The sequence below is a fragment of the Pseudoduganella lurida genome (assembly GCF_007830455.1).
Lineage (GTDB): Bacteria > Pseudomonadota > Gammaproteobacteria > Burkholderiales > Burkholderiaceae_D > Rugamonas > Rugamonas lurida.
The window spans coordinates 632711-657564 of the sequence record NZ_VLLB01000002.1 but is presented as its reverse complement, the minus strand read 5'-3'; the positions used below and the strand labels follow the sequence as shown (position 1 = coordinate 657564).

The following is a 24854-nucleotide window of genomic DNA, read 5'->3' as shown; positions in this document are numbered from 1 at the left end:
TTAACGTTGCAACACCGGCCGCCGCCGGCGGCTGGTGCACCGATCGTCAACCCGAAGGAGACTGTCATGCGTGGTGCGAAGAACGATGTGAAACGGATCGGACGGACCCTGCTCGCGGCCGGCCTGGGAACGCTGGCGGGCTGCGGCGGCAATGGCGCCGATGCGCCGGCCGGCGAGCGGTTGCTGGCCGGTGGCCTGACCGTGGCGGCAGCGCAGAAGTCGCCGTGGCCCGTGTGGTCCGGGCTGGACTACCCGTACAACGAGCCGCCGCTGGCCGCCGCGCCGGCCGTCACGTTCGGCATTGCGCAGCTCACCCAGTCCGCCTCGCAGACCGTCTTCACCGGCACGCACACGCTGGCATCGGGCAGCGTGCAGAACTACCGCATCGGCGTGTTCCTGCACAACGACGTGTTCTACTGGCAGGCCGATGCCGCCGTCACCATCGCCGCCAACGGCACGTTCACCGTCACGCTGCCGCGTTCCGTGGGCAGTGCCGACCGCGCCGTGCTGATCCTCTACCCGAGCACCTACAATCCGCTGTCGGCATCGAACTGCAACGCGGCCACGGCCACCTGCAGCGGGCGCGTGACCACCACCACCAAGCTGTCGCTGCCCGCCGATCCGGCCGTGCTGAAGGCTTATACGGCGGCGTACTTCCCCGCCGCCATGACGTCCACCAACGCCCAGATCGCCGGGCTGCAGGGCATGATGAACACGCCGCTGATCACGGGCGGCCCGTATGGCGACGGGCGCCTGATCCGCAGCTTCCGCGACATGGATTCGGCCTTCCTGTACGACCAGGCACTGGCCGTGATCGCCTTCAGCCTGGCCGGCGACCAGGCGCATGCGGACCTGGTCATCAATGCGATGGCCAAGCTGCAGGGCCCGTCCGGCGCCTGGGTATTCTCCTACCTGACGGATGGCGAGGACGGCAATGCCGGGGTGAACATGCGCATCGCCGGCTCGAACGCCTGGTTCGGCATGGCGCTGAACGCCTACCAGAAGGCCTTCGCCAGTAAAAAATATCTGGCGATGTCGACGAAGCTGCACAACTACCTGCTGGGCGAGCTGGTGAACATCACTGTCAACGGCACGGCGCAGAAGGGCCTGCGCTTCGCACCGACCAACTACGTGGCGGGCCGCGCCGGCATCTACGCGCTGGAGCACCAGCTCGACGCCTACGCCAGCATGCACCAGTACTACGCGCTCAATGGCGGCACCCAGTACCAGACGGCGGCCACGGCGCTGCGCAGGATGTCCGAGAGCCTGTGGAACGGCAGCCGCTTCCTGGGCGGCTACGATGCCAACACGAACACGCTCAATACCAGCGAGCGCTATCTCGACAATTATTCCTGGTCGGTGCTGGCCCTGGGGAACACGGGCAGCGCGAACCAGAACTTCGCGGCGGCGCTGCCGGCCATGTGCGACTACTTCACCACCACCGGCAAGCTCGATTACCCGTCGCGCAAGGTCACCGGCATCGTCGGCTTCTACGACGTGATCTATGACGGCGTGCCCTCGTCATCCCCGTTCGTGTGGAGCGAAGGCAGCCTGGGTGCCGTCATGGCCATGCGGCAGGGTGCCGGCACCATGACCTGCGCGGGCAACACGGCGACGGATATCCTGGAGTCGATGAACTACATGGTCGACAAGCTGCGCAACATGCCGTACGCCACGCAGAACGCCAACGGCGACTTCACCAGTTCGGGCAGCGTGGCCGGCACCGCCTGGCTGTACTACGCCAACCAGGCGAAGAACCCGTACGCGCATTATTGAGATGCCGCCGATGCCGAATCGTTTCATCCGCCTCCTCGGATGCGCCTTTCTGCTGGCGCTGTGCCTCGGCACGGCAGCACGCGCCGGCACGCTGGTGATCGAAAGCTGGCGGGTGGACGACAAGGCGCTGTGGGAACAGGTGCTGATTCCCGCGTTCGAACGCAACCATCCCGGCATCGAGGTGAAGTTCGCGCCGACCACGCCCACCGCCTATGACGCCGGCGTGGCGGGCCGGCTGGCAGCGGGTACGGCGGGCGACCTGGTCGCCTGCCGCCCGTTCGACGTGTCGCTGGCGCTGTACCGCAAGGGCTACCTGGAAAAGCTCAATGGCCGCCCCGGCATGCAGAACTTCGCGCCGACGGCGATGGTGGCGTGGCAGACGGACGACGGCAACGACATCTTCTGCATGCCGGTTGCCTCGGTCATCCACGGCTTCCTGTACAACAAGAAGATCTTCAACCGGCTGGACCTGCAGCCGCCGCGCACCGTCGACGATTTCTTCACCGTGCTCGATGTGCTGAAGAAGTCCGGCGTGGCGCCGCTGGCGCTCGGGACGGCGGAGCAGTGGGAGGCGAGCCAGATGGTCTTTACCAGCATCGGCCCGAATTTCTGGCGCGGCGAGGCGGGCCGCAAGGCACTGATCGGCGGCCGCGCGAAGCTGACGGACGCGCCGTTCGTGGAGGCCCTGCAGTTCGAGGCGCGCCTCGGAACCTACCTGCCGAAGACGGCCAACACGCAAAGCTACGCCGACAGCAAGGCGCTGTTCGCCACCGGGCGCGCGGCGATCTTCCCGACCGGCTCCTGGGAGATCGCCCACTTCGCGCAGACGCCCGGCCTGGAGCTGGGCGCCTTCGCGCCGCCGGTGCGCAGGGCGGGCGATGCCTGCTTCATCTCCGACCACATGGACCTGGGCCTGGGCATCAACCGCAAGTCGAAGAACCGCGCCGATGCACTGCAGTTCCTGGCGTGGGTCGGTTCGCAGGAATTCGCGGACCTGTACACCAACCGGCTCACCGGCTTCTTCACGCTGTCGAACCACCTGATCGCCATGCGCGACCCGGTGGCCAAGCAGATGGCCGAATGGCGCAACGCATGCGCATCGACGATCCGCTTCAACGCGCAGGTGCTGAACCGCGGCCAGCCCAGCATGGAGAGCGAGCTGTGGGAAGTCAATGCGCAGGTGTTGAATGGCAGCCTGGCGCCGCATGCAGCGGCCGCCAGGTTGCAGGATGGTTTTGCAAAGTGGTACAAACCGCAGCAAAAGTAGTACCAGCAGTACTTCACATCGGGTCCGATCCCTTGAATTCGACGTGAATCTTCGACCGGCGCCGGGCGCGGCGCCGGTCTTTTTTCCTGGCTGGCATGGAGAGACTTAGGGCATGCGAACACTGAACAAAACACTGAACGGCAGCCGTGCGCTGGCCCTGCTGATGGCCCTCATGGCGCCGGTTGCGCCCCTGACCGTGGCACGGGCGGCGCCTGCGCAACCGGCGGCATCGGCCGTGCCGGCCGATGTCGCCAGCGGCGCGCGCCTGCAGCTTCGCTGGGAACTGCAACGCAACGAATTTGCCGCCCAGGGCCCGGGCGCCCGCACGCAGGCGCGCCTGATCCTGACCAACCGCGACACCCGGCCCCTGCCGCCACAGGGGTGGTCGCTGTACTTCAATTCGATGGATGGCGTGACGCCGGGCGCCCTGCCAGGCAATCTGGTCCTCGAACAGGTTGCCGGCAGCTACTTCCGCGTGCGTCCGGACGCGAACTTCGCCGGCCTGGCGCCGGGGCAGACGCTCGACATCGTGTACTACCATCCCGACATCGTGATCAAGCTGGGCAAGGCGCCCGTCGGTCCCTACCTGGTGTATGACGCGGCGCCGGACGTGGGCGTGGCCATCAAGGATTACGCGCTGCTGCCCGTCACGCGACCGGAGCAGACCGACAAGGGCAACACGGGCCACCGGCCGCTCGTCACCCCGGCCGATACCTATCGGGCCAACCTGCATGCGGACACGCTGCCGGCATCGGCGGTGCCACCCGTGTTCCCCACTCCCCTGAAGCTGGAACAGGGCGCTGGCACGCTCGCGGTGAAGGCGCTGCCGGCCATCGCGGCCCCGGCCGCTCTCAGGAACGAAGCGGCGCTGGCACGTTCGCTGTTCCCGGCCGACCTGCCGGCCGGCGGACCGCCGCTGCGCCTGAGCGTGGGCCAGGTCGCGGGCCAGGACTCGCCGGAAGCATACACGCTGGCCGTTCGCAGCACCGGCATCGACATCGTCGGCAACAGCGCGGCCGGCGTTTCGTACGGCCTGCAAACACTGCGCGACCTGCTGCCCTTGCCCAGCGCGGCCGACCTGGCGCTGCCGGAAGTGTCCATCACGGATGCGCCGCGCTTCGGCTATCGCGGCTTCATGCTGGACGTGAGCCGCAACTTCCAGAACAAGGAAACGGTGTTCAAGTGGCTCGACCTGATGGCGCGCTTCAAGATGAACAAGTTCCACTTCCACCTGACTGAGGACGAGGGCTGGCGCCTGGAGATTGCCGGCCTGCCGGAACTGACGTCGATCGGTGCGGTGCGTGGCCACAGCGCGAAGCCGGGCGTGCGCCTGCAGCCCGCCTATGGTTCCGGTCCCGACCCGCAGGACCCGCATGGCAGCGGCTACTACAGCCGCGCCGACTACATCGCCATCCTGCGCTACGCGGCGGCGCGCCATATCGAAGTGATCCCGGAACTCGAGATGCCGGGCCACGCGCGCGCCGCCGTGCAGGCGATGGAAGCGCGCTACCACCGCCTGAAAGCGGCGGGCAGCAAGGAGGCGGCAAAGTACCTGCTCAACGATTTTGCCGACAAGTCCGTCTACAAGTCGCCGCAGCTGTACACCGATCACGTGCTCAATCCAGGCCTGGAATCGAGCTACACCTTCGTCGAGCACGTGGTGGACGAAGTGGTGAAGCTGCACCGCGCTGCCGGCGTGCCGCTGCACACGCTTTACATGGGGGGCGACGAACTGCCGAACGGCGCCTGGGAAGGCTCACCCGCTGCGCACGCGATGATGCAGAAGCACAAGCTGGCCACCACCGCCGACCTGTGGGACTACTTCTACGACCGCGTGGACGGCATGCTGCGCAAGCGCGGCCTGTTCATGTCCGGCTGGGAGGAGATCGCCGCGCGCAAGACGATGCTGGCCGGCCGCCACAAGCTGATCCCGAACCCGCGCTTCACGCAGCGGGGCTTCAGCGCCTACGTGTGGAACAACACGGAGGGTGCCGAGGACCTGGCCTACCGGCTCGCCAATGCCGGCTACGACATCGTGCTGGCGCCCGTCACGAAGATGTACATGGACATGGCCTACAACCCGAACCCCGAGGAGCCGGGCGTGAACTGGGGCGACTACATCGAGCTCGATACGGTGTACGACTTCATCCCGTTCGACTACCTGAAGAACGCCAGCGATGCCCAGCGCCTCGGCAAGGACGGCCTGACCGATTACGGCAAGGGCAAGGTGCGCGGCCTGGAGGCCACCATCTTCACCGAAACGCTGCGCGAACCGGCCAGCGTCGAGTACCTCGTCATGCCGCGCCTGCTGGCGGTGGCGGAGCGGGCCTGGGCCGCCGATCCGGCGTGGGCCACCGAAGCCGATAAAACGAAGGCGGCGGCACTGCACCGCACCGCCTGGTCCGGCTTCGTCAATGCGCTGGGCGGGCGGGTGCTGCCGCGCCTCGACCTGGATGGCGTGGACGTGGCGTACCGCATCGCGCCGCCAGGGCTGCTGGTGGAAGGCGGCCGCGTGCTGGTCAATCATGTGCTGCCCGGCTTCACGCTGCGCTACACGACCGACGGCAGCGATCCGACGTCGGCCAGCAGGCCGGTGACGGGGCCGATCGCGGAACGGGGCGTCATCAAGGTGGCGGCCTTCGACCGCAAGGGCAGGGCGGGGCTGGTGGCGCGCGTGGAGCACGTGGAGCACGTGGAGGACGACTAGGGCCTGCCGCGCACGTGCGCCGCTTCGTTATAATCAGGCTTTTCTGCGGAAAGTTGCGGACTGCGTGAGAGCGTCGACTGGAAAAGTAGCCCGGACCTGCGCCGCGTACCGGGGGCTGTGCGCGGGACTGCTGGCGGCTGCCACGTGCGGCGGGGCGGCGGCGCAGATTCCCGGATCGCTGCCGGCGCCGATCGCACTGCCCGTCGCCGCGAGCTCGCCGAATACGCTGCAGGTGCTGCACTGGTGGACCTCCGCCAGCGAGCGCAAGGCCGCCGACCTGCTGGCCGCGCGCCTGGCGGACGAACGGATCGAATGGCAGGACGACGCCATTCCCGGCGGCGCCGGCCTCGGTGCCGGCAAGGTCCTGAAGGGCCGCGTGCTGGCGGGCGACGCGCCGGAAGTCACGCAGATCATCGGCGTGTCGATCGCCGAATGGGCCGACATGGGGCTGCTGCTGGAACTCGATAACGTGGCCGCGGCCGGCAACTGGAACACGGCGCTGTTTCCCACCATCGTCGACCTGATCCAGCACCGCCGGCATGTGGTGGCGGCGCCGCTCGGCATCCACCGCGTCAATACCCTGTTCTACAACCGCGCCCTGTTCGCGCGCCTGAAGATCGCCCCGCCGCAGACGTGGAGCGAGTTCGACGCCGCGGCGCGCAAGCTGCGTGCGGCCGGCGTGCAGCCGCTGGCACAGAGCAGCGAACCGTGGCAGGTCGCGGCGCTGTTCGAGAACCTGGTGCTGGCCGAAGGCGGCCCGGCCTTCTATCGCGAGTTGTTCGTGCGCCGCAGCCCGGCCGCGGCAGCCGACCCCCGCACCGCGGAAGCGCTGGCGAGGCTGCGCACCATCAAGGGCTGGAACCCGCTGGACGAACGCCCTTGGACGGAGATCGTGCGCCAGTTCGCGCGCCGCCAGGCCGGCATGATGATCATGGGCGACTGGGCCAAGTCGGAACTGGCCGAACATGGCGCCACGCCCGATGGCGAGTATGGCTGCGGCGCGGCGCCCGGCACCGGCCGGTACCACCTGTACAGCGTGGACACGCTGGGCATGTTTGCCGGCGACTACCGCCACATGCCGGCGCAGGAAAAGATGGCACGGCTGGTGATGACGCCGGCGTTGCAGGCCGATTTCAATGCGCTCAAGGGCGGCGTGCCTGTGCGCCGCGATGCCGACCCGGCGCGCATGGACAGCTGCGCGCGCGCTTCCTGGACCACGTTCGGCAGGGGCGCCGCCGTGCAGGCGCCCAGCCTGGTGCACCGCATGGCCACCGACGAAGCCAGCCGCGATGCCATCATCGCCGAGGTGCACCGCTTCTTCAGCGACGACAGCGTGCCGGTGGCGCAGGCGCAGCGCCGCCTGGCCGCGCTGTTCAGACTATTCAACCTTCGAACCCAGGGAGCACCCGGTGCGCAAGATACTGATCGTAGACGATGACCAAAAGACCCGCGTGCTGCTCAAGACCTATCTCGAGAAGAACCAGTACGAAGTGATCCTCTCGCATGACGGCGCGAGCTTCCTGGCCGAGCTGCAGGCGCATGCCGACCAGCTGTCCCTCGTCATCCTGGACGTGATGCTGCCCGATACGGATGGCTTCGTGCTGTGCCGCCAGGTGCGCCAGCAGTCCAATGTGCCGATCATCATGCTCACGGCCAGCTCCGACGAGACGGACCGCATCGTCGGCCTGGAACTGGGTGCGGACGACTACATCGCCAAGCCCTACAGCCCGCGCGAGCTGCTGGCCCGCATCAAGGCGATCCTGCGCCGTTCCGCGGTGGAGACGCCGGCCGCGCGCTACTACCGCTTCGTGGGGTTCACGCTCGACCTGAAGGAGCGGAAGGTGACGGACAGTGCCGGCAACCCGGTGCTGCTGACGGGCCTCGACTTCCAGCTGCTGAAGTATTTCACGGAGCACCCCGGCGTGATCCTCGACCGCAGCCTGCTGTGCGAGGAGACCCGCGGCCGCGATGCCGGCCCGATGGACCGCTCGCTGGACGTGCAGATCAGCCGCCTGCGCCTGCGCCTGCACGACGACGGCAAGCAGCCGGCGCTGATCAAGACCGTGCGCGGCGCCGGCTATGTGTTCTCGGCGGAAGTCAGCGTCTCCAGTGTCTAGCCGCATGGGCCACTGGCTGCAGCGACTGTGGCCCGCCTCGCTGCTGGGCCGCCTGACCCTGGTGATGGTGGCCGGCCTGCTGGTCACGCAGCTGGCGGCCGGCGCGATCTGGGCCAGCCAGCTGCGCGCCAAGTCGCAGGTGGAAGTGCAGTCCGCCGCCCAGTACGTGGCGCACAGCGCGGCCGGCGCGATCCGCTTCTTCCGCAGCCTGCCGCCGGCCTACCGGATGCTGATCATCCAGCAGCTGCGCGAGATGGGCGGCACGCGCTTCTTCGTGAACTTCAACCATGCCTATGTGCCGGTCGAACAGATCGCGCCGCACCCGCTGGCGCAAAGCGTGATCGCCACCGTGGCCGCAACGCTGAAGAGCGACCTGCCGCATTCGCCCGGCTTCCGTCTCGCCTTTGCCTGGCCGGACCGGCTGGTGGTGGCGGAACACGATGTGCGCCTGAACGACCTGCCCAATTCCTGGGTCCAGCACGTGCTGCTGCTGCAGCCCGATCCGGCGCCGATCCTCGTCATCCAGACCGAGATCGAGCCGGGCAACTGGCTGTACATGGCGGCCCTGATGCCGAATCCGTATTTCCTGAACACGGGCGATCCGTTCGCGTGGGACCGCCTGATGCCGCAGGCCGCATCGCTGGCCGTCGTGCTGCTGCTTTGCCTGCTGGTGGTGCGCTCCATCACGCGGCCGCTGGCGGCGCTGTCGGAAACGGCGGCGGCGCTGGGGCAGGGCCATGACGAGGACGTGAAGCCGCTGCCGGAAACGGGCAGCCGCGAATTCATCAACACGGCGCGCGCGTTCGGCGCGATGCGCGAGCGGATCGGCCGCTACATCGAGGACCGCGAGCGGCTGTTCATCTCCATCTCGCACGACCTGCGCACGCCCATCACGCGGCTGAAGCTGCGCTCCGAACTGCTGGACGACGAGGCGCTGCGCAACGAGTTCGAGGAAGACCTCGACGAACTGGACATGATGGTGAAGGGCGCGCTGCAGTGCGTGAAGGACAGCGACATCCACGAGAACCCGGCCGAGATCAGGCTCGATGCGCTGCTGGGGCGCATGGTGCGCAGCGCCCAGCTGGCCGGGCAGACGGTGGCGTACGAACCTTCCGGCGTGACGGTCCGCGGCAAGCCGCTGGCGCTGAAGCGGGCGCTCGGCAACCTGATCGACAACGCGCTGTTCTACGGCGCCCGCGCCGAAATCGACGTGCGCGAAGAGCCGGGCAGTGTGCTGATCAATGTGCGCGACCACGGCCCCGGCGTGCCGGAGGAAGCGCTGGGCAGCCTGTCCGATCCCTACGTGCGGCTGGCCCACGGCCGCGAAAAGAACGATGGCGGCATGGGGCTCGGGCTGGGCATCGCGCGCGGCATCGTCGAGGCGCATGGCGGGCGGCTGGAACTGTCGAACCACCCGGACGGCGGCCTGAATGCGCTGGTGCGGCTGCCGGCCTAGGCACGTTTACAACAAGCCTATTTCGGCGCGGGGCAGGACAGGTCGCCTTCCTTGCAGCTGTCCAGTGCCTGCAGCTGCTTCACCCGCTCCGCCGTCATGGCTGCCAGGCATTCGCTGACGATCATCGGCTGCACGCTGCCGCCCTCGACGCCCGATGCCTGGAATTCGCAGGAGAGGTCGCGGAACTTCAGCCAGGCGACCTGCGCATCCTTCAGCAGTTTCTTCTGGTTCGCATCGAGGCGTGCCCGGTAGCCGTTGTAGACGGCATTGAGCTTCTTGTCCTGGTCCTTGAAGGACGTGCCCGCGCAGGCGTTCATGTCGCGCTGCGTGGTGGCCGCGTCGCAGGACGTCGCCTGCGCGCCCGTGGCCAGGCACAGGGCAGCGAAGGCGAACAGGATGGATTGCTGGACGCGGCCCGGGCGGGCGGCAGGGAGGCGCGGCTGGGGAAGGGAACGCAAATCGGATCTCCGGTCAAAGTGGATGGATCCCGTATCGTCGCATGCGGGCCGTGGCCGCGGCGCCCGGATCGGCGTCACGCGGGCACCTGGTAGGCCATCCCTTCCTCCATCACGCCGATCAGCTGCGCGTAGTTCTCGGCGCTTTCGGTGAAGGCGGTCAGCACGCCGGCCACGGAATCGCGGCCGGTGGCGAGGGTGTCCATCCAGAAGGCGAGGCCGCCGGCATCCGGCGCACGGTGCAGGATATGTTCGTAGAAGCCGGTAACGAGCGTCTGGTTGTCCGGGTTCGTGCCGTACAGCGCCGCGAATTCAGCCGAGGCGGTGAAGCCCTGCGCCACGGACCGCAGGCTCGCGCCGGCGTCCAGCTGGGCGATCCAGAAGCCCAGTCCCGCTTCGTCCGGCGCGCGGTCGAACACGCGGTACAGGCGGAAGGCCGCACCGGCCGTGCCGTCCACGTCGAACGCCAGCGCCACGTCGGCGAAGTCGATCCGCTCGATATTGACGAGCGTGTCGCTGCCGTCCAGTCCCACCAGGTCCGTGACGTACCGCCGGTGGCCGGTGGTGGTGACGTCGTATTCGTCCAGCCGGCCCTCGTACCACGCCGTATCGAGGCCGCTGCCGCCATCGAGCAGGTCGTTGCCGCCGCGGCCCTCCAGGAGGTCGTTGCCGGCCTGGCCGTACAGCGCGTCGTTCGAGGCAGTGCCCGTGATGGCGTCGTCGCCCGCGGTGCCATTGCCCACCTGGACGGGAATCGTGTCGAGGTCTTCCAGCACGGCGAGGCTCACGGCCGCATCGAGGCTGTGCTGCGCCCAGGACGCATCGACGTAGTAGGTGCCGGAGTAGGGCGCGATGAAACTCAGGCCATCCTGGCCCACCGGGCCCCAGCCATCGTCCTCGGCGATCGGATAGCCGTAGTCGTCGTACAGCACCAGGTGGTAGGGATCGAAGTGGCTGTCGGCGGTGACCGTGTACAGCGCGCCGCCCACCGCCGTGAAGCGGAACACGGGATTGGCGTGGAAGTCGTTCGCGGCGAACACGGCCTCGTTCTCGTAGCCGTCGTCCTCCAGGTGCGGGCCGAAGCGCAGGCGGTCGGCACCGTTCATGTCCGCGTAGCCCAGCAGCGGCAGGTCGGGGATGGTTTCGTACACCATGGGGGTCTCCTCCGGGTTGTTTGCGTCAGCATAAGCGTTCAACGGGGACGGTGCGCGCGGGGATTACACTTTGTTGCACGCGATTCGCCAGGCGGACAGGAATACATATTTGCGCAAATGTATAATGGCGGGCCCTCCTGTCCGGGTTCACCATGCTGCCTTCCCATCAAGCCTCGCACGATGTGCGATCCGCCTTCCAGCGCGAGTTCGCCACGCCGCGCATCTGGGCCACCCGTGCCGTGGTGGTCGGTGCCGCCGCTGTCGCCGGCCTGACCGTCGTCGGCTTCACCTGGCTGGCGGAATCCGCGCTGGCGCTGTTCCTCGGCATGGCCGCGCATGCCTGGTGGCTGCCCCTGCTCTGGACCCCGCTCTGCTGTGGCGCCATCGTCTGGCTGACGCGCCGGTATGCGGCCGGCGCCGGTGGCTCCGGCATTCCGCAGGTGGTGGCGGCACTGGACCCGGCGCTGTCGGGCGGGCGGCGGCCCCGTCTTGTATCACTCCGGTTGAGCATCGCGAAGATCTGGCTGACGACGGGCGGCCTGCTGGCGGGCCTGTCGCTGGGGCGCGAAGGACCGTCGGTGCAGATCGCGGCCGGCGTGATGCTCACGGCGCGGCGCTGGCTGCCGCGGCACAGCGGCGTGAGTGCCCATGCGCTGCTGGTGGCTGGCGGCGCGGCGGGCATCGCGGCCGCGTTCAACACGCCGCTGGCCGGCGTCATGTTCGCCATCGAGGAACTGTCGCGCGTGCCGGAACAGCGCAACAGCGGCCTGATCGTCGCGGGCATCGTGCTGGCGGGCCTGATTGCCGTCTCGTTCTACGGCAACGGCACGCACTTCGGCATCATCCGGCCCGGCCCGATCGGCCTGCCGCTGCTGTGGCCCGGCCTGCTCGTGACGCTGCTCACCGGCCTGGCCGGCGGCCTGTTCGCGCGGCTGCTGCTGGCCAGCCTGGGCGGCCAGTCGCCGGACGCGCCCACGCGCTGGCGCAAGCGCTATCCGGTGCGCTTCGCGATCGGCTGCGGGCTGGCGGTGGCCGTCATCGGCGTGCTGACGGCCGGCGCGACCTACGGCAGCGGCAACGAGGCAACGCGCGGCCTCCTCGACAGCAACGCCGCCATCCCCGGCGCCTTCGCGCTGTTCAAGTTCGTGGCGACGTGGCTGACGGCGTGGTCGGGTGTCCCGGCCGGCATCTTCGCGCCGTCGCTGTCGATCGGCGCCGCAATGGGCCACGATGTGGCGCTGCTGACGGGCTATCACCTGGGCGCGGCACTCGTCGCACTCGGCATGGTCGGCTTCCTGGCGGCCGCCACGCAGGCGCCGCTGACGGCCTGCATCATCGTCATGGAGATGGTGGACGGGCACAGCATGGTGCTGAGCCTGATGGCGTCGGCCGTCATCGCCAGCACGATCTCGCGCGTGCTCGCGCCGCCCCTGTACGGCGCGCTGGCCACGATGCAGCTGCCGGCGCGGTGGGTGCGGACGGCTGGCCAGGCGTGATCGGGGTGCGTGCCGGTGCGCCGGCACGCAGGGACATCAGGCTTCCGGTGCCGACCAGACCAGGTTCCACAGGTGCCCGTCGAGATCCTCGAAGCCCTGGTCGTACATGAAGCCGTGGTCTTCCGGCGGGTGCGGCGTGCGACCGCCCGCAGCGACGGCTTTGGCGATGAGGGCGTCGACTTCCCCCCGGCTGTCGCAGCTCAGGCAGATGACGACTTCATTGGCTTCCTTCGCCTGCACCACGGGCTTGTCGATCAGCGAGGCGAAGAAGGATTCGGTCGTCAGCATGGCCTGGATAGTGTCGCCGACGATGTGCATGAAGGCCGCGTTCTCGCCGCTGTAGCGGTCATTGAACGTGAAGCCGAGCGCGGCAAAGAAGGCCCTGGACTTCTCCAGGTCTTTTACTGGCAGGTTGAGGATGATCTGCTGTTTCATCGCGGCTCCTTGGTCGAGGTGGAATGGATTAACGATACTTCATTCCCACGACGGGTGGCGGCTCAGGAAATCGACATGTCGTCGAAAAATTTTCCGCGAACGGAGGTCCGTCGTGTGTGCCCGACCCGCCAGGATCATCCCATCACCGCCGGCACCTTCAGAAATCCATCGACGAGCGACTTTCCGGATCCGTCCGCCGTTCGGGGGGATTGCCTTCCTCGAAGCCGGCGACGAACAGCATCAGCAATTCGCTCGCCACTTTCTCGCGTCCCCCTTCGAGCAGGTCATTCGCAATCTTCGCCAGCTCGACCGTGCTGCCCTTGGCATCGGTATTGTCGATCGCATGCCGCGTCACCTTGCCGAGCTGGTACGCCAGTTCGGCACTCATCGTTTTTTCCGTGGTACTCATTCACACTCTTTCATCTGGTCGCGCGGTGGTTCGCGCAAAGCTGTCGCAGCCGAAGCTGCCCGTTCGGCGCAGCATAGCAGCTTGCTGTCGAGGGTGGCCACGGGGTTGGCGCGCGGCCGCGGCAGGCAAGCCCGCAGCCGGTCCCGCCGAGCCGACTGTATAATTGCCTGCAATTAACAGAATGGTGATTGACGGGGATGAGTCGACGCATGACACGCATGGAACGCTTCGGTGGCAGCGCCTTTGCGCTGACGAATGCCGTGATCGCCGTCCTGGCACACGCCGTCGCCTACCTCACCCATGAATTCTCCCACAGCATCTGCGCGTGGGCGCTGGGCTTCATGGCCAACCCCCTCGCGCTGGACTACGGCGAGGCGACGCCTGCCAACCTGGTCCTGCTGAGCAGTGTCGGCGACAACGTGCAATACGAGCCCATCCTGCAGGGCGGGCACGGCTTCGCGGCCGCGCTCATTGCGCTGGCCGGTCCTTACCTTGGCAACGCGTTGCTGTACGTTTGCCTACATGCGCTCACGAAGCGCGCGGCCATGCATCCCCTGGCCCTGGCGTTCACGTTCTGGCTGCTGGCCATGTGCGTCGGCAACGTCTGGAGCTATGTGCCGATCCGTGCCCTCACCACCCACGCCGACATCGCGATCGCAGCCAGGGGACTGGACATCGGCGTGCTGGCGATGTTCCCGTTCCTGATGGTGCTGTCGCTGCTGCTCGTCGGGCACTTCCTGGCGCGCGCCTGCCCGCGGTTCATTTCCGCAATGGCCTGCGGCGACAACGCGCGCACGGCAGTACTGGTCGCGATGACCGCCACCTGGGTGTTCTTCTTCTACGGAATGATCGGTGTCGTTGCGAACTATGGCGCGATGGCCCAGGCGTTTTCGCTGGCGTCGATGCTGCTGCTGATGCCATGGAGCGTTGCCTGGTTGTGGCAGCGCTGCAGTGTGGCCGGCGGATGAGCCAAGCCGGATGCGCGGGTCAGGCCCCACCATGGCATGGTGCCTGACCCCGGAATCACATCGCGCGACTACGGGAGCGCCGCCCTTACGCGTCTTCCACCACCAGCTTGTCACCGACATACACGCGATAGCGGCGGATGCGGCCCGTGACCGAGTCCGGGCCCTGGCGCGGCGTGTAGCGCAGGCCGGCGATGTCGAACGGGGCGCCCAGGTCCAGCACGAGGCGGTGCGGCGGCTGGGCCACCGTCCTGCTGTAGCCGGAGTGCCAGAAGTCGGTGTTCTGGCCGTTGATGGCGTTCAGCGCCGTACCGTCTTCCTTCGAGGCTTCCTCGCTGCTGGCAAACGCGATGGTCCACAGCGACTGGTTCAGCGTCTTGCCGTCGGCGCCCAGCAGGGCCAGTTCGGCGATGGCGGCGAACGGCTTGCCGTCGAACGCGTCGAGCGCTTCGATGCACAGCTGGCGGCCACGGGCCGGCCTGGCGAACTTGATGTCCTGCGTCGCGCCACCCTGTTCGAAGCGGCCTTCATGGACGGGCGGCACGCCGTTGAGTTGAACCTTCGCAGTGCTTGGCGGCCGGGCCAGGTCGCGTTCCGGACGCAGCTGGTCCAGCACGGGTTTCGACAGGCCGGCGAGGCGGTTCCTCTGCGGGCCCGTCAGGTCCAGTACCACCACGTCGTTGCGGCCGGTGCGCAGCCACGGGCCGGGCAGGTACATCGTCTGCGTCGGGCCGATGCTCCAGTAGCGGCCCAGGCAGTGGCCATTGACCCACACGATGCCCTGGCCCCAGCTGGACATGTCGAGAAAGGTATCGGCAGCGAGCGACGCATCGAAGCTGCCGCGCCAGAACGCGGCGCCGGCTGGCGGCTTGCCGGTGGGCGCCTTCTGCCAGGACAGCGGAGGCAGCACGGCATCGGCATCGAAGTCGATCGCGCGGATCTCCCAGTTTTCGACAGCGACGGCTTCCTTGCCCTTTTCGCGCAACGTCACGGGGCCATGCAGGCCCTTGCGGTCATGGATCTCCACGCCGAAATTCACGCGGGCGATCGTGTACAGCAGGATCTCCAGCGTGGCCGGCTTCGCACGCGCCGGGATGTTGACGCGGAAGCGGCGGTAGCGCGTGTCCAGCGTGCCGATTTCCACGCCGTCGAGGTGCACCCAGGCCAGGTCCCGCACCTTGCCCGCTTCCAGCACGGCGGCCGGCCCGGCCGGCAGCGTCACGCGGTAGACGATGATGCCGCGGCTGATGTCGTACTGCTCGATCGGCTTCGGCGTGATGTCGCGGATGACCTTCGGCGGCAGGTTCGCCAGCACCGGTGCGCTCTCCGTCAGCGTGAACGCGGGGATGGTGACGACAGGATTGCGCGCCGGCGGCGCCGGCAGCGTTTCGCCTTCATGAAGATGCTTGCTGATGCCGGTCCGGTACGCGTCGAATTTCTCGCCGATCCAGCCCGCTTCGCCGATCGGCGCATCGTAGTCGTAGCTGCTGGTATCGGGCCGGAACGGCCGGTCGCAGCCGCCCCACAGCCCGAACGACGTGCCGCCGTGCGCCATGTACAGGCTGAACGAGCCGTTCGCGGCCAGCATCGTCTCGATGTCGGCCACGGCCTTCGCGGGACTGCCCGTCTTGTGCGGCGAGCCCCAGGTGTCGAACCAGCCGGAGTAATACTCGCCGCACATCAACGGACCCTTCTGCACTTCGGCCAGCGCCTTGAAGCCGCGTTCCGGATCGCTGCCGAAGTTCGCCACCGAGAACAGCTCGGGGATGTGCGTCTTGGCCACCGCGTTGGTGGGATTGCACTGGAACAGCGGCACGTCGAAGCCCGAGTCGACCAGCACCTTGCGCATGGCACGCATGTAGTCCAGGTCCTCGCCGAAGAAGCCGTATTCGTTCTCCACCTGCACCATCAGGATCGGGCCGCCATGGGTGACCTGCTGCTTGCCCAGGGCGCGGCCCACTTCGGCCATCCAGCGGCGCGCCGGCGCCAGGTATTTGTCATCGCGGGTGCGCAGGAACGCATCGCCCGGCTGTTTCAGCAGCCACCACGGCAGGCCGCCCATCTCCCATTCCGCGCACGCGTACGGGCCGGGACGCAGGATCACCCACAGCCCCTCGGCCTGCGCCATGCGGCAGAACTCGGCGGCGTCGCGCTGGCCGGACCAGTCGAATTTCCCTTCGCGCCATTCGTGGTAGTTCCAGAACAGGTAGGCGCAGACGGTGTTCAGGCCCATCGCCTTGATGGCTTTGAGCCGGTGACCCCAGTATTCGCGCGGTACGCGGGCGAAGTGGATCTCGCCACAGCGGATCTGCAGCGGCTTGCCGTCCAGGAGGAAGTCGTTCGGGCCGATCGCGAAGCGCGCGTTGGCGGGCGTGGCCGCCTGTACGGCGGGCAGCAGCGTGCTGCCGACGGCGGCGGCGGTGCCGAGCAAAACGCGGCGTCGGGTAGTTGGAGTGGTCATGGTGGTTCGCGTGAAGCCGGCGGTCAGCCGGCGGTGGAGGGGAGGGCGCCGCGCGCGGCCAGCAGCCGTGCCATGCAGAGCAGGCAAAGCAGGCCGGACACGGCGCCGGAAAGGAGCGTGAGACGGTAATCGTGGTTCGAGAAATCCAGCACGGGACCCTGCAGCGCGCCCAGCACGATGGTGGTGCCCACCACGATGAAATCCTTGGTGGCGTTGTACTGCACGAAGCGCGCGCGGGGGAACAGCGCCATCGGCATCGAGGCGGCGGCAGTGAACCAGGCGCCCGAGACGATCACGTGCACCAGGTAGAACACCTTGAAGCTGGCCGCATCCGTGACGGTGAACCAGCCCAGCGTGGCAGCCGCGCAGTAGACGGTCATGACCACGGCGGACACGCGCACGGCACCGTAGCGGTCCACCAGCCAGCCGATGCCGAAGGCGGACACGATCGACACCACGTAGCCGCTGGCCGTCAGCAGGCCGAGCGTGGCTTTCGGCAGCCCGGCCGCATGGGCGAAGAACTGATAGAAGGTATTGAAGGGATTGAAGGTGGCGCTGGCGCAGACGAAGATGCCGATCGCCCACAGCAGCGGGCGCACGGCGACGCCGCGGGGCAGCAGAGTGCGCGAGCGCTCTGACGACGAGGCGGGTGCCGGGCTTTCCTTCACCATCACGCACATGAGCAGGATGCAGCTGCCGAACACGATGCCCGTGCCGGCCAGGATGGTGGCCAGGTGCCGCTCGGTGAGGGCGAACAGCCAGGTATGGAAGGCGATGCCGGCGCTCAGGCCCACGATGCGGAACAGCGCGTAGAAGCGGCCCAGCCAGCCGAACGGCACCACGTCGTTGACGAGACCCGTGAACAGGGACAGGGCGCACAGCGCGGCGCAGTCGAACACGGTCCAGAACACGCCGAACACGGCCAGGCGGCTGGTCTGCGCTCCGGGCGACCAGGCGCCCAGCAGGGCATGCAGGGCGGCGCCCAGCGCGGGCGAGAAGGCGGCACCGGCCAGTGCCGCGCAGCCGACCGGCGCGGCCACGAACAGGAACGGCCGGCGCCGCCCCCAGCGGCTGCGGAACCGGTCCGAATGCCAGCCCACCAGCGGCACGACGAGCATCGACAGCATGGCCGGCATCATCGACAGCAGCAGGGACGTCGTCGTGTCCGAGGCGCCGGCCACGCGCAGCAGTTCCAGGCCGGAGGGCAGCGCCGCGCGGTCGCGCATGGCGATGCCCAGGTCGCCCAGCAGCAGCCAGCACAGCACGCCGGCCAGCGCCGCGCCGGTAGCGGTGCCGGTGACCGTACCGGCGGTGCCGGCAACGGCGGCCGCGCCGGTCTTTCCTGAACCGGCGTTCATCGTCGGGGTGGGGGCCGCCGGACTGGCCATCATCCGGCAGCGGGGACGGGACCGGTCGACTGCCGGATCACCAGCTCCATCGGGAAGGCGGTCTTCACCGCCGGCACGGCTTCGCCCTGGATCATGGCGACCACGTCGCCCACCGCGCGCGCGGCCAGTTCCGCCATCGGCTGGCGCATCGTGGTGAGCGGCGGGAACACGTGGCTGGCGAGCGGAATGTCGTCGAAGCCGATCACGGAGACATCCCCGGGCACCTTCAGGCCACGGCTGTGGATCGCATCGATGACGCCGAAGGCCATCTCGTCGTTCGCGGCGAAGATGGCGGTCGGCGGCGGGTCCAGGGCGAGCAGCTTCTGCGCCGCCGCGTTGCCGGAGGCCTGGGCGAACGCGCCCTCCGCGATCAGGGCCGGATCGACGGACACGCCGGCATTGCGCAGCGCATCGCGGTAGCCCCGTTCCCGTTCGCCGCTCTGGCCCGTGTGCGAGGTGCCGCCGATGAAGCCGATGCGGCGGTGGCCCAGGTCCAGCAGGTGCGTGACGGCTGCTTCGGCCCCCTTGCGGTTCTGCAACGCGACGACGGGGGCGGCCACTTCCCGGCCATCGAAGTGCACCAGCACGCAGGGCACGCGGCCTTCGCCGATCACGTCCAGGAAGCCATCCGCGGTATTGGGCATCACCAGCAGCAGGCCGTCGCACAGCTTGCCCAGCATGTCGCTGGTGCCGGCTCTCGCCGGGCTGTCGAAGCGTTCGGCGTTGAACAGCAGGATGTCGTAGCCGCGCGCGCGGGCTTCGGCGCTGATGGCGCGGGTGATCTCGTGCAGCACCACGGAGCCGTAGTTATTGACGAACATGCCGATCAGGTTGCTGCGGTCGCCCCGCATGCGGCGCGCCAGCATGTCCGGCGTGTAGTTCAGCTGGCTGGCCGCGGCCATGATGCGGGCCCGCGCCGCTTCGGACACATAGCCCACGCCGCGGATGGCGCGCGAGGCCGTGATCGGCGACACGCCGGCGATCTGCGCCACTTCACTGAGCTTGCTGGCCTTGCGCATGGTGATCCAATGCTGGGAGAGGGTCTGACTGTACCATTAAGACAAGTTCCCGCAGTACATTGTGGTCACGTTACCACATCCTGTAAAGGACCTTGAGCGGACTTTGTTTAATGAAGTCAAAGGCTTAGGATTGCCACAATGAAACGATCAAATTGATGATCATTTGTGCAAACTAGTGCTGTGGTAACGTGACCACATCACGCGGCACAGGGCCGGTCCCTGGTTTTTGTGTTCACCGGCAGCCTCGTGCCCCTGGCCCGACCAGACAAATCCTCAGTGGAGACACCATGAACAAGAAGATCCTCGCCACGCTGCTGCCGCTCGCGCTGGCTGCCGCCTACGGTTCCCAGGCCCATGCCCAGGAAGCCGTGCCCGCCGTGACCCCGGCCACCACCAGCGAAGGCGGCGCCGCCGGTACCGAGACCGTCACGCAGGATGCCGCCCAGGCGCCCGCCACTTCGGCACCTGCCGCACCGGCCGCCGATACGCCGGTCAATACCGTCGTCGTGACCGGCTTCCGTTCCAGCCTGCAGAAGGCGCTGAACCTGAAGCAGGCCGCCATCGGCGTGCGCGATTCCATCGTGGCCGAGGACATCGGCAAGTTCCCCGAAGCGAACATCGCCGAATCGCTGCAGCGCGTGCCGGGCGTGATCCTGAACCGCGACGACAGCTCCGGCGAAGGCCAGCGCATCTCGATCCGCGGCCTGCCGACCGAGTACTCGGTGACGACGCTGAACGGCGCGCCGGTCAACACCACGTCCACCGCCACCATCGGTACCGCCGCACGGGGCTTCAACTACGACGTGTTCGCGTCCGAACTGTTCGGCCGCGTGGACTTCTTCAAGTCGCCGCTGGCCGAGCTGACCGAAGGCGGCCTGGGTGGCGTCGTCGACCTGCAGACGCCGCGGCCGTTCGACAATCCGAAGAAGACCATCCGCTACGGCCTGACGGGCACCTACAACACCAGCTCCAAGCACGGCGATCCGAACGGCTTCGCGCTGTACTCGAACACCTGGGGCGATGTCGGTTTCCTGATCGGCCTGTCCCACTCCGGCAGCGTGAACAACCGCTCCGGCTTCGAGGCCACGGGCGGCTACAACAGCTCGTTCGCCGGCAGCCAGAGCCCCGTGAAGGGCAACTTCGCGCTGGCGCTGGACTACGGTTCGCCGCGCGCCAACCTGTCCGGCTACACGCGGGACCAGATCGACAAGGCACTGCTGCCACGCATCTACCGCTTCTACGGCTCGGCCAACGACCGCACGCGCGACGGCATGGTCTCCTCGCTGCAGTACAAGAGCGGTGACCTGAACATCAGCTTCGACACGATGTACTCGAAGCTGAAGAACGAGCGCGACGAGATGTACTTCGGCCTGCTGGTCCGCAACAGCAAGACCACCGACCGCACGGCACCGGCCGGGCAGGGCAACAACAGCGGCCTGATTCCGCTGAACGTGAAGATCGATCCGTCGTCGAACCTGCTGACGGGCACCTTCGGCAACACGTCGTACAGCAGCGGCGTCACCTACGCCAACGACGAGACGGAATTCGGCTACGGCGCCCTGAACGCCCGCTGGAGAGCCAGCGACAAGCTGGTGCTGACGGCCCAGGCCAGCGCCAACAACAGCAGCGCGCTGTCGTATCAGAGCACGCTGTCCGGCCAGATCTTCGGCGTCGATTCCACCATCGACTACGGCGACGACCACGTGTATCCGTCGCTGTCCTCGACCACCAGCTACACCAACCCGGCCAACTTCGCCGGCTTCGACATCGGCACCGGCTGGACGAAAGAGACGGACAAGGGCCGCCAGGCGCGCATCGTTGCCGACCTGGACTACGACCTGCCGGGCGGCTGGACGGGCCACTTCAAGTCGGGCGTGAGCTTCGTGCAGACGACCAAGGGCATCGACAAGCGCAACGGCACCACGGCCGCCAAGGCGAAACTGACCTCGCTGGGCAATGCGGGCCTGCGCGCCGGCATGACGTCGGACCTGCCGATCGGGAACCTGGACATGGGCGCCGGCTGGCCGAGCGCCTGGGGCACCTTCACGCGCGACTACACCTACGGCACCTTCAACCCGCTGGTGTACAACACGAGCGCCGCGTTCACGCCGGCCCAGAGCTTCACGGCCGAAGAAAAGGTCTCGACCGTGTTCGCCCAGTCCGACTTCAAGGGCGAAGTGTTCGGCAAGGAACTGCGCATCAATGCCGGCGTGCGGTATTCGGAAACGAAGACGGGCATCGACAACTTCAAGCAGCAGGGCACCAGCCTGACCTACGGCGCCAACCAGGAAGAGGGCAAGTACAGCAACGTGCTGCCGGCCATGAGCGCCGCGCTGGACGTGACGGACACGCTGATGTGGCGCGCCTCGTTCGGCAAGACGATCTCCCGCGCCTCGCTGGGCATCATCGCCGCGCAGACGGTCATCCCGAACCAGTTCGACAACTCGGCCACCGCCGGCAACCCGAACCTGAAGCCGCAGCAGTCGAAGAACTTCGACACGAGCCTGGAGTGGTACTTCAAGCCGGGCAGCCTGCTGTCGGCCGGCTACTTCCGCAAGGTGCTGACGGATGCGACCGTGTCCAACACGTCGATCACCACGTTCGGCGCGCTGGGCCTGCCGGATACGGCGCTGGGCGCGATCTTCCAGGATGCCAACGGCCGCGTCGACCCGAACCTGCCGATCACGCTGCGCAGCTACACCAATGCCGGCCGCCAGGTGCTGAAGGGCTACGAGCTGTCGTACCAGCAGGCCTTCGACTTCCTGCCCGATCCGTTCAAGGGCTTCGGCGCGCTGGCCAGCTTCACGCACATCGATCCGTTCAACAGCGCCAAGTGGATCACCAACGCCGGCAAGGAAATCGAAGTCAACTCCGTGCCGAAGTTCGCCTACAGCACCACGGGCTACTACGAGAACGGTCCGTTTGCCGCGCGCCTGTCGTGGAACTACAAGGGCCGCTCGCTGCATGGCGATAACCCGCGCAACAACGGCGATGACCTGATCCGCTGGCGCGCTGCCCGCGGCTACCTGGACGGCAACATCAGCTACAAGATCAGCGAGAAGCTCGAGCTGCGCCTGGATGCGCTGAACCTGTCCAACACGCTGGCCTACGATTACTTCGAAGACGCCACCGGCACCTACGGCAGCGGCAAGAAGACCCGCATGGACTACGCCAAGTACGACGGCCGCACCATCAAGATCGGCATCCGCGGCAAGCTGTAATGCGGGGAACCTTCCTGACACTGACTGCGGCGGCGGCGATGCTGCTGGCCGCCGCAGGCTGCGCGCACCAGGCTGGCAGTTCGCAGCCCGGGGACGTCAAGCTGGTGGATGTCGGCCCGGGCTGGGCCGACAATTCCGTCAACACCGTCGTCTTCCGGCGCAATGCGCTGGTCTCGGACGGCGGCATGCAGTTCATCGCCTACTACGATGCCGAAGGGCGCGTGGTGCTGGGCCGGAGAAAGCTCGGTACGACGGACTGGGAGCTGTCGCCCACCCAGTACACGGGCAACGTGAAGGACGCGCACAACGCCATCAGCATCGGCATCGACGGTGCCGGCGTGCTGCACGTGGCCTGGGACCACCACAACAACCCCCTGCATTACGCCCGCGGCACCGCGCCGCATGCCATCACGCTGCGCGCCGCGGAGCCGATGACGGGCAAGGACGAAGGCTCCGTCTCCTATCCCGAATTCCACCGGCTGGCCGATGGCGCCATGCTGTTCCTGTACCGCGACGGCGGCTCGGGCCGGGGCAACCTGGTGCTGAACCGCCGCGATCCCGTGTCCGGCCAGTGGACGCGCCTGCACGACAATGTGCTGGGCGGCGAGGGCAAGCGCAGCGCCTACTGGCAGACCGTCGTCGACGCATCGGGCACCATCCATCTCTCCTGGACCTGGCGCGAATCGCCGGACGTGGCCAGCAACCACGACATCGCCTATGCGCGCTCGCGCGATGGCGGCCTGACGTGGGAGGACAGCCGCGGCCGGCGCCTGGCGCTGCCGGTCGTGGCATCGACCGCCGACTACGCGGCGCGCATCCCCCAGGGCAGTGAGCTGATCAACCAGACATCGATGGCGGCGGACGGTGCCGGGCGGCCGTACATCGCCACCTACTGGCGCAAGGCCGGCGAGACGGTGCCGCAGTACCGCATCGTGCACTGGACGGGGCAGGGCTGGCAGACGCTGGACCTGCCGTTCCGGCGCACGCCGTTCTCGCTGAGCGGCGGCGGCACCAAGGCGATTCCCGTGGCGCGGCCGCAGCTGGTCGTCGATGCAAAGGGCGACAAGGCGCTGCTGGTGTTCCGCGACGAGGAACGGGGCAGCCGCGTATCGGCCGCCAGCGTGGACCTGGCACGCGGCACCTGGGCCGTGCGCGACCTGACCGCCGATGGCGTGGGCGCGTGGGAACCGAATATCGACATGGACCGCTGGCGCGGCGCGGGCGAACTGCACCTGTTCGTGCAGGCCGTGCGGCAGGCGGACGGAGAAGGACTGGCGCACGGCGCACCCTCGATGGTGCGCGTGCTCGAATGGCAACCCGCAAAAGACAAGGATCAACAATGAAACGACGGATCATCTGCGGCATCGTGGCCGCCGCCTGTGCGCTGGCCGGCTGCGCCACCGACACGACGACGGCGCAAGGCGGCGCCCCGCAGGCCGCACCGGTTGCCGGCAAGCCGGCAGCGAAGGCCGGCCGCGCGGAAGTCATCGCCGCCATGAACAAGGTGAACACCTACTGGCAGAAGACCACGCCTTCGAAGGAGTGGGCGTTCTGGAACGTGGCCACCTACCACACGGGCAACATCGAGGCCTACAAGGTCACCCGCGACGAAGCGGCGCTGCGCTACACGAAGGACTGGGCCGAGCACAACCGCTGGATCGGTGCCCGCTCGACCGACAAGTCGAAGTGGAAGTACACCTATGGCGAGACGGAAGACCACGTGCTGTTCGGCGACTGGCAGACCAGCTTCCAGGTCTATGCGGAGCTGTACAAGCTCGATCCGAATCCGGCCAAGATCGCCCGCGCACGCGAGGTGATGGAATACCAGATGGGTACTCCCAACAAGGATTACTGGTGGTGGGCGGACGGCCTGTACATGGCCATGCCCGTGATGACGAAGCTGTACAACATCACCGGCAACAAGCAGTACCTGGCCAAGATGCACGAGTACTACGCGTATTCGAAAACGATCATGTACGACCGCGAGGAGAAGCTGTTCTACCGCGACGCGCGCTACGTCTACCCGCAGCACAAGAGCTCGAACGGCAAGAAGGACTTCTGGTCGCGCGGCGACGGCTGGGTGTTCGCCGCGCTGGCCCGCGTGCTGGAAGAACTGCCGAAGGACGATCCATACCGCGCCGAATACGTGCAGGACTTCCGCGACATGGCCGTGGCCCTGAAGCGCTCGCAGCAGGCCGAAGGCTACTGGACGCGCAGCCTGATCGACCCGGCCCACACGCCCGGCCCGGAAACCAGCGGCACCGCCTTCTTCACCTACGGCTTCCTGTGGGGCGTGAACAGCGGCCTGCTGGACCGTGCCGAGTACCTGCCGGTGGCGCAGCGCGGCTGGCAGTACCTGACGACGGTGGCCGTGCAGCCGGATGGCCGCCTGGGCTACGTGCAGCCGATCGGCGACCGCGCCATCCCCGGCCAGGTGGTGGACAAGAACTCGACCGCGCACTTCGGCGTGGGCGCCTTCCTGCTGGCCGGCGCCGAATACGTGCGCCTGATCGATAAAGGAAACTGAG

At 67.6% G+C, this 24854-nt stretch carries 18 protein-coding genes; 11 read left to right on the top strand and 7 right to left on the bottom strand.

Going from position 1 to position 24854, the window contains the following annotated elements:
* Positions 1-66: 66 nt before the first annotated feature.
* The 6 genes from IP91_RS09430 (at position 67) to IP91_RS09405 (ending at position 9323) form a co-directional block, all read left to right on the top strand.
* Complete coding sequence (locus IP91_RS09430; protein ID WP_145648663.1) at positions 67-1776, top strand: hypothetical protein; 1710 nt, start codon at positions 67-69, stop codon at positions 1774-1776.
* A 10-nt stretch (positions 1777-1786) separates the two neighbouring features.
* Positions 1787-3043 carry an ABC transporter substrate-binding protein gene (locus IP91_RS09425; protein ID WP_145648662.1) on the top strand — a complete coding sequence of 419 codons (1257 nt, stop codon included), beginning with the start codon at positions 1787-1789 and terminating at the stop codon, positions 3041-3043.
* A gap of 112 nt (positions 3044-3155) precedes the next feature.
* Positions 3156-5750 carry a family 20 glycosylhydrolase gene (locus IP91_RS09420; RefSeq protein ID WP_229474182.1) on the top strand — a complete coding sequence of 865 codons (2595 nt, stop codon included), beginning with the start codon at positions 3156-3158 and terminating at the stop codon, positions 5748-5750.
* A gap of 64 nt (positions 5751-5814) precedes the next feature.
* Entirely contained in the window at positions 5815-7188 is a 1374-nt protein-coding gene (locus IP91_RS09415; RefSeq protein ID WP_145648661.1) for an ABC transporter substrate-binding protein, read from the top strand.
* Positions 7160-7867: a response regulator gene (locus IP91_RS09410; protein ID WP_145648660.1), complete on the top strand. Its 708-nt coding sequence runs from the start codon at positions 7160-7162 to the stop codon at positions 7865-7867. Before IP91_RS09415 ends, IP91_RS09410 begins: the two co-directional genes overlap by 29 nt.
* Positions 7830-9323, top strand: a complete 1494-nt coding sequence (locus IP91_RS09405) for an ATP-binding protein (RefSeq protein ID WP_371860606.1) — start codon at positions 7830-7832, stop codon at positions 9321-9323. Before IP91_RS09410 ends, IP91_RS09405 begins: the two co-directional genes overlap by 38 nt.
* 17 nt (positions 9324-9340) lie before the next feature.
* Here the strand turns inward: IP91_RS09405 and IP91_RS09400 are convergent, their stop codons facing one another.
* Both IP91_RS09400 and IP91_RS09395 read right to left on the bottom strand, forming a co-directional pair.
* On the bottom strand, positions 9341-9781 hold the full coding sequence (locus IP91_RS09400; protein WP_229474180.1) for a lysozyme inhibitor LprI family protein: 441 nt from the start codon (positions 9779-9781) through the stop codon (positions 9341-9343).
* A gap of 74 nt (positions 9782-9855) precedes the next feature.
* A complete protein-coding gene (locus IP91_RS09395; protein ID WP_145648659.1) occupies positions 9856-10932 on the bottom strand; it encodes a DUF4214 domain-containing protein in 1077 nt (358 codons plus the stop codon).
* A gap of 152 nt (positions 10933-11084) precedes the next feature.
* Here IP91_RS09395 and IP91_RS09390 point away from each other — a divergent pair, with 152 nt between their 5' ends.
* A complete protein-coding gene (locus IP91_RS09390) occupies positions 11085-12428 on the top strand; it encodes a chloride channel protein (RefSeq protein WP_145648658.1) in 1344 nt (447 codons plus the stop codon).
* Positions 12429-12464: 36 nt separating this feature from the next.
* Here IP91_RS09390 and IP91_RS09385 read toward each other — a convergent pair whose 3' ends face one another.
* Together IP91_RS09385 and IP91_RS09380 are read right to left on the bottom strand one after the other, a co-directional pair.
* Complete coding sequence (locus IP91_RS09385) at positions 12465-12863, bottom strand: VOC family protein (protein ID WP_145648657.1); 399 nt, start codon at positions 12861-12863, stop codon at positions 12465-12467.
* Positions 12864-13020: 157 nt separating this feature from the next.
* Positions 13021-13251: a hypothetical protein gene (locus IP91_RS09380; protein WP_145648656.1), complete on the bottom strand. Its 231-nt coding sequence runs from the start codon at positions 13249-13251 to the stop codon at positions 13021-13023.
* A 230-nt stretch (positions 13252-13481) separates the two neighbouring features.
* Here IP91_RS09380 and IP91_RS09375 point away from each other — a divergent pair, with 230 nt between their 5' ends.
* Positions 13482-14240: a hypothetical protein gene (locus IP91_RS09375; RefSeq protein ID WP_145648655.1), complete on the top strand. Its 759-nt coding sequence runs from the start codon at positions 13482-13484 to the stop codon at positions 14238-14240.
* 85 nt (positions 14241-14325) lie between these two features.
* On the opposite strand, the gene IP91_RS09370 is transcribed toward IP91_RS09375, so the two are convergent.
* Genes IP91_RS09370 through IP91_RS09360 form a run of 3 tightly spaced genes read right to left on the bottom strand, consistent with a single transcriptional unit; the run spans position 14326 to position 19105 of the window.
* On the bottom strand, positions 14326-16698 hold the full coding sequence (locus tag IP91_RS09370; RefSeq protein ID WP_145648654.1) for a beta-galactosidase: 2373 nt from the start codon (positions 16696-16698) through the stop codon (positions 14326-14328).
* Positions 16699-16721: 23 nt separating this feature from the next.
* Entirely contained in the window at positions 16722-18089 is a 1368-nt protein-coding gene (locus tag IP91_RS09365) for an MFS transporter (RefSeq protein ID WP_145648653.1), read from the bottom strand.
* The gene (locus tag IP91_RS09360; protein ID WP_145648652.1) at positions 18086-19105 is read right to left on the bottom strand and encodes a LacI family DNA-binding transcriptional regulator; all 1020 of its coding nucleotides are present in this window, start codon (positions 19103-19105) and stop codon (positions 18086-18088) included. Before IP91_RS09360 ends, IP91_RS09365 begins: the two co-directional genes overlap by 4 nt.
* Positions 19106-19392: 287 nt before the next feature.
* Between IP91_RS09360 and IP91_RS09355 the strand changes: the two genes are divergently transcribed.
* The 3 genes from IP91_RS09355 to IP91_RS09345 are packed head-to-tail and all read left to right on the top strand — an operon-like array spanning position 19393 to position 24853.
* Positions 19393-22326: a TonB-dependent receptor gene (locus tag IP91_RS09355; protein WP_145648651.1), complete on the top strand. Its 2934-nt coding sequence runs from the start codon at positions 19393-19395 to the stop codon at positions 22324-22326.
* Positions 22326-23669: a BNR repeat-containing protein gene (locus IP91_RS09350; RefSeq protein WP_145648650.1), complete on the top strand. Its 1344-nt coding sequence runs from the start codon at positions 22326-22328 to the stop codon at positions 23667-23669. The genes IP91_RS09355 and IP91_RS09350 overlap by 1 nt, the downstream gene beginning before the upstream one ends.
* A complete protein-coding gene (locus IP91_RS09345; RefSeq protein ID WP_199754552.1) occupies positions 23666-24853 on the top strand; it encodes a glycoside hydrolase family 88/105 protein in 1188 nt (395 codons plus the stop codon). The genes IP91_RS09350 and IP91_RS09345 overlap by 4 nt, the downstream gene beginning before the upstream one ends.
* Position 24854 lies beyond the last annotated feature (1 nt).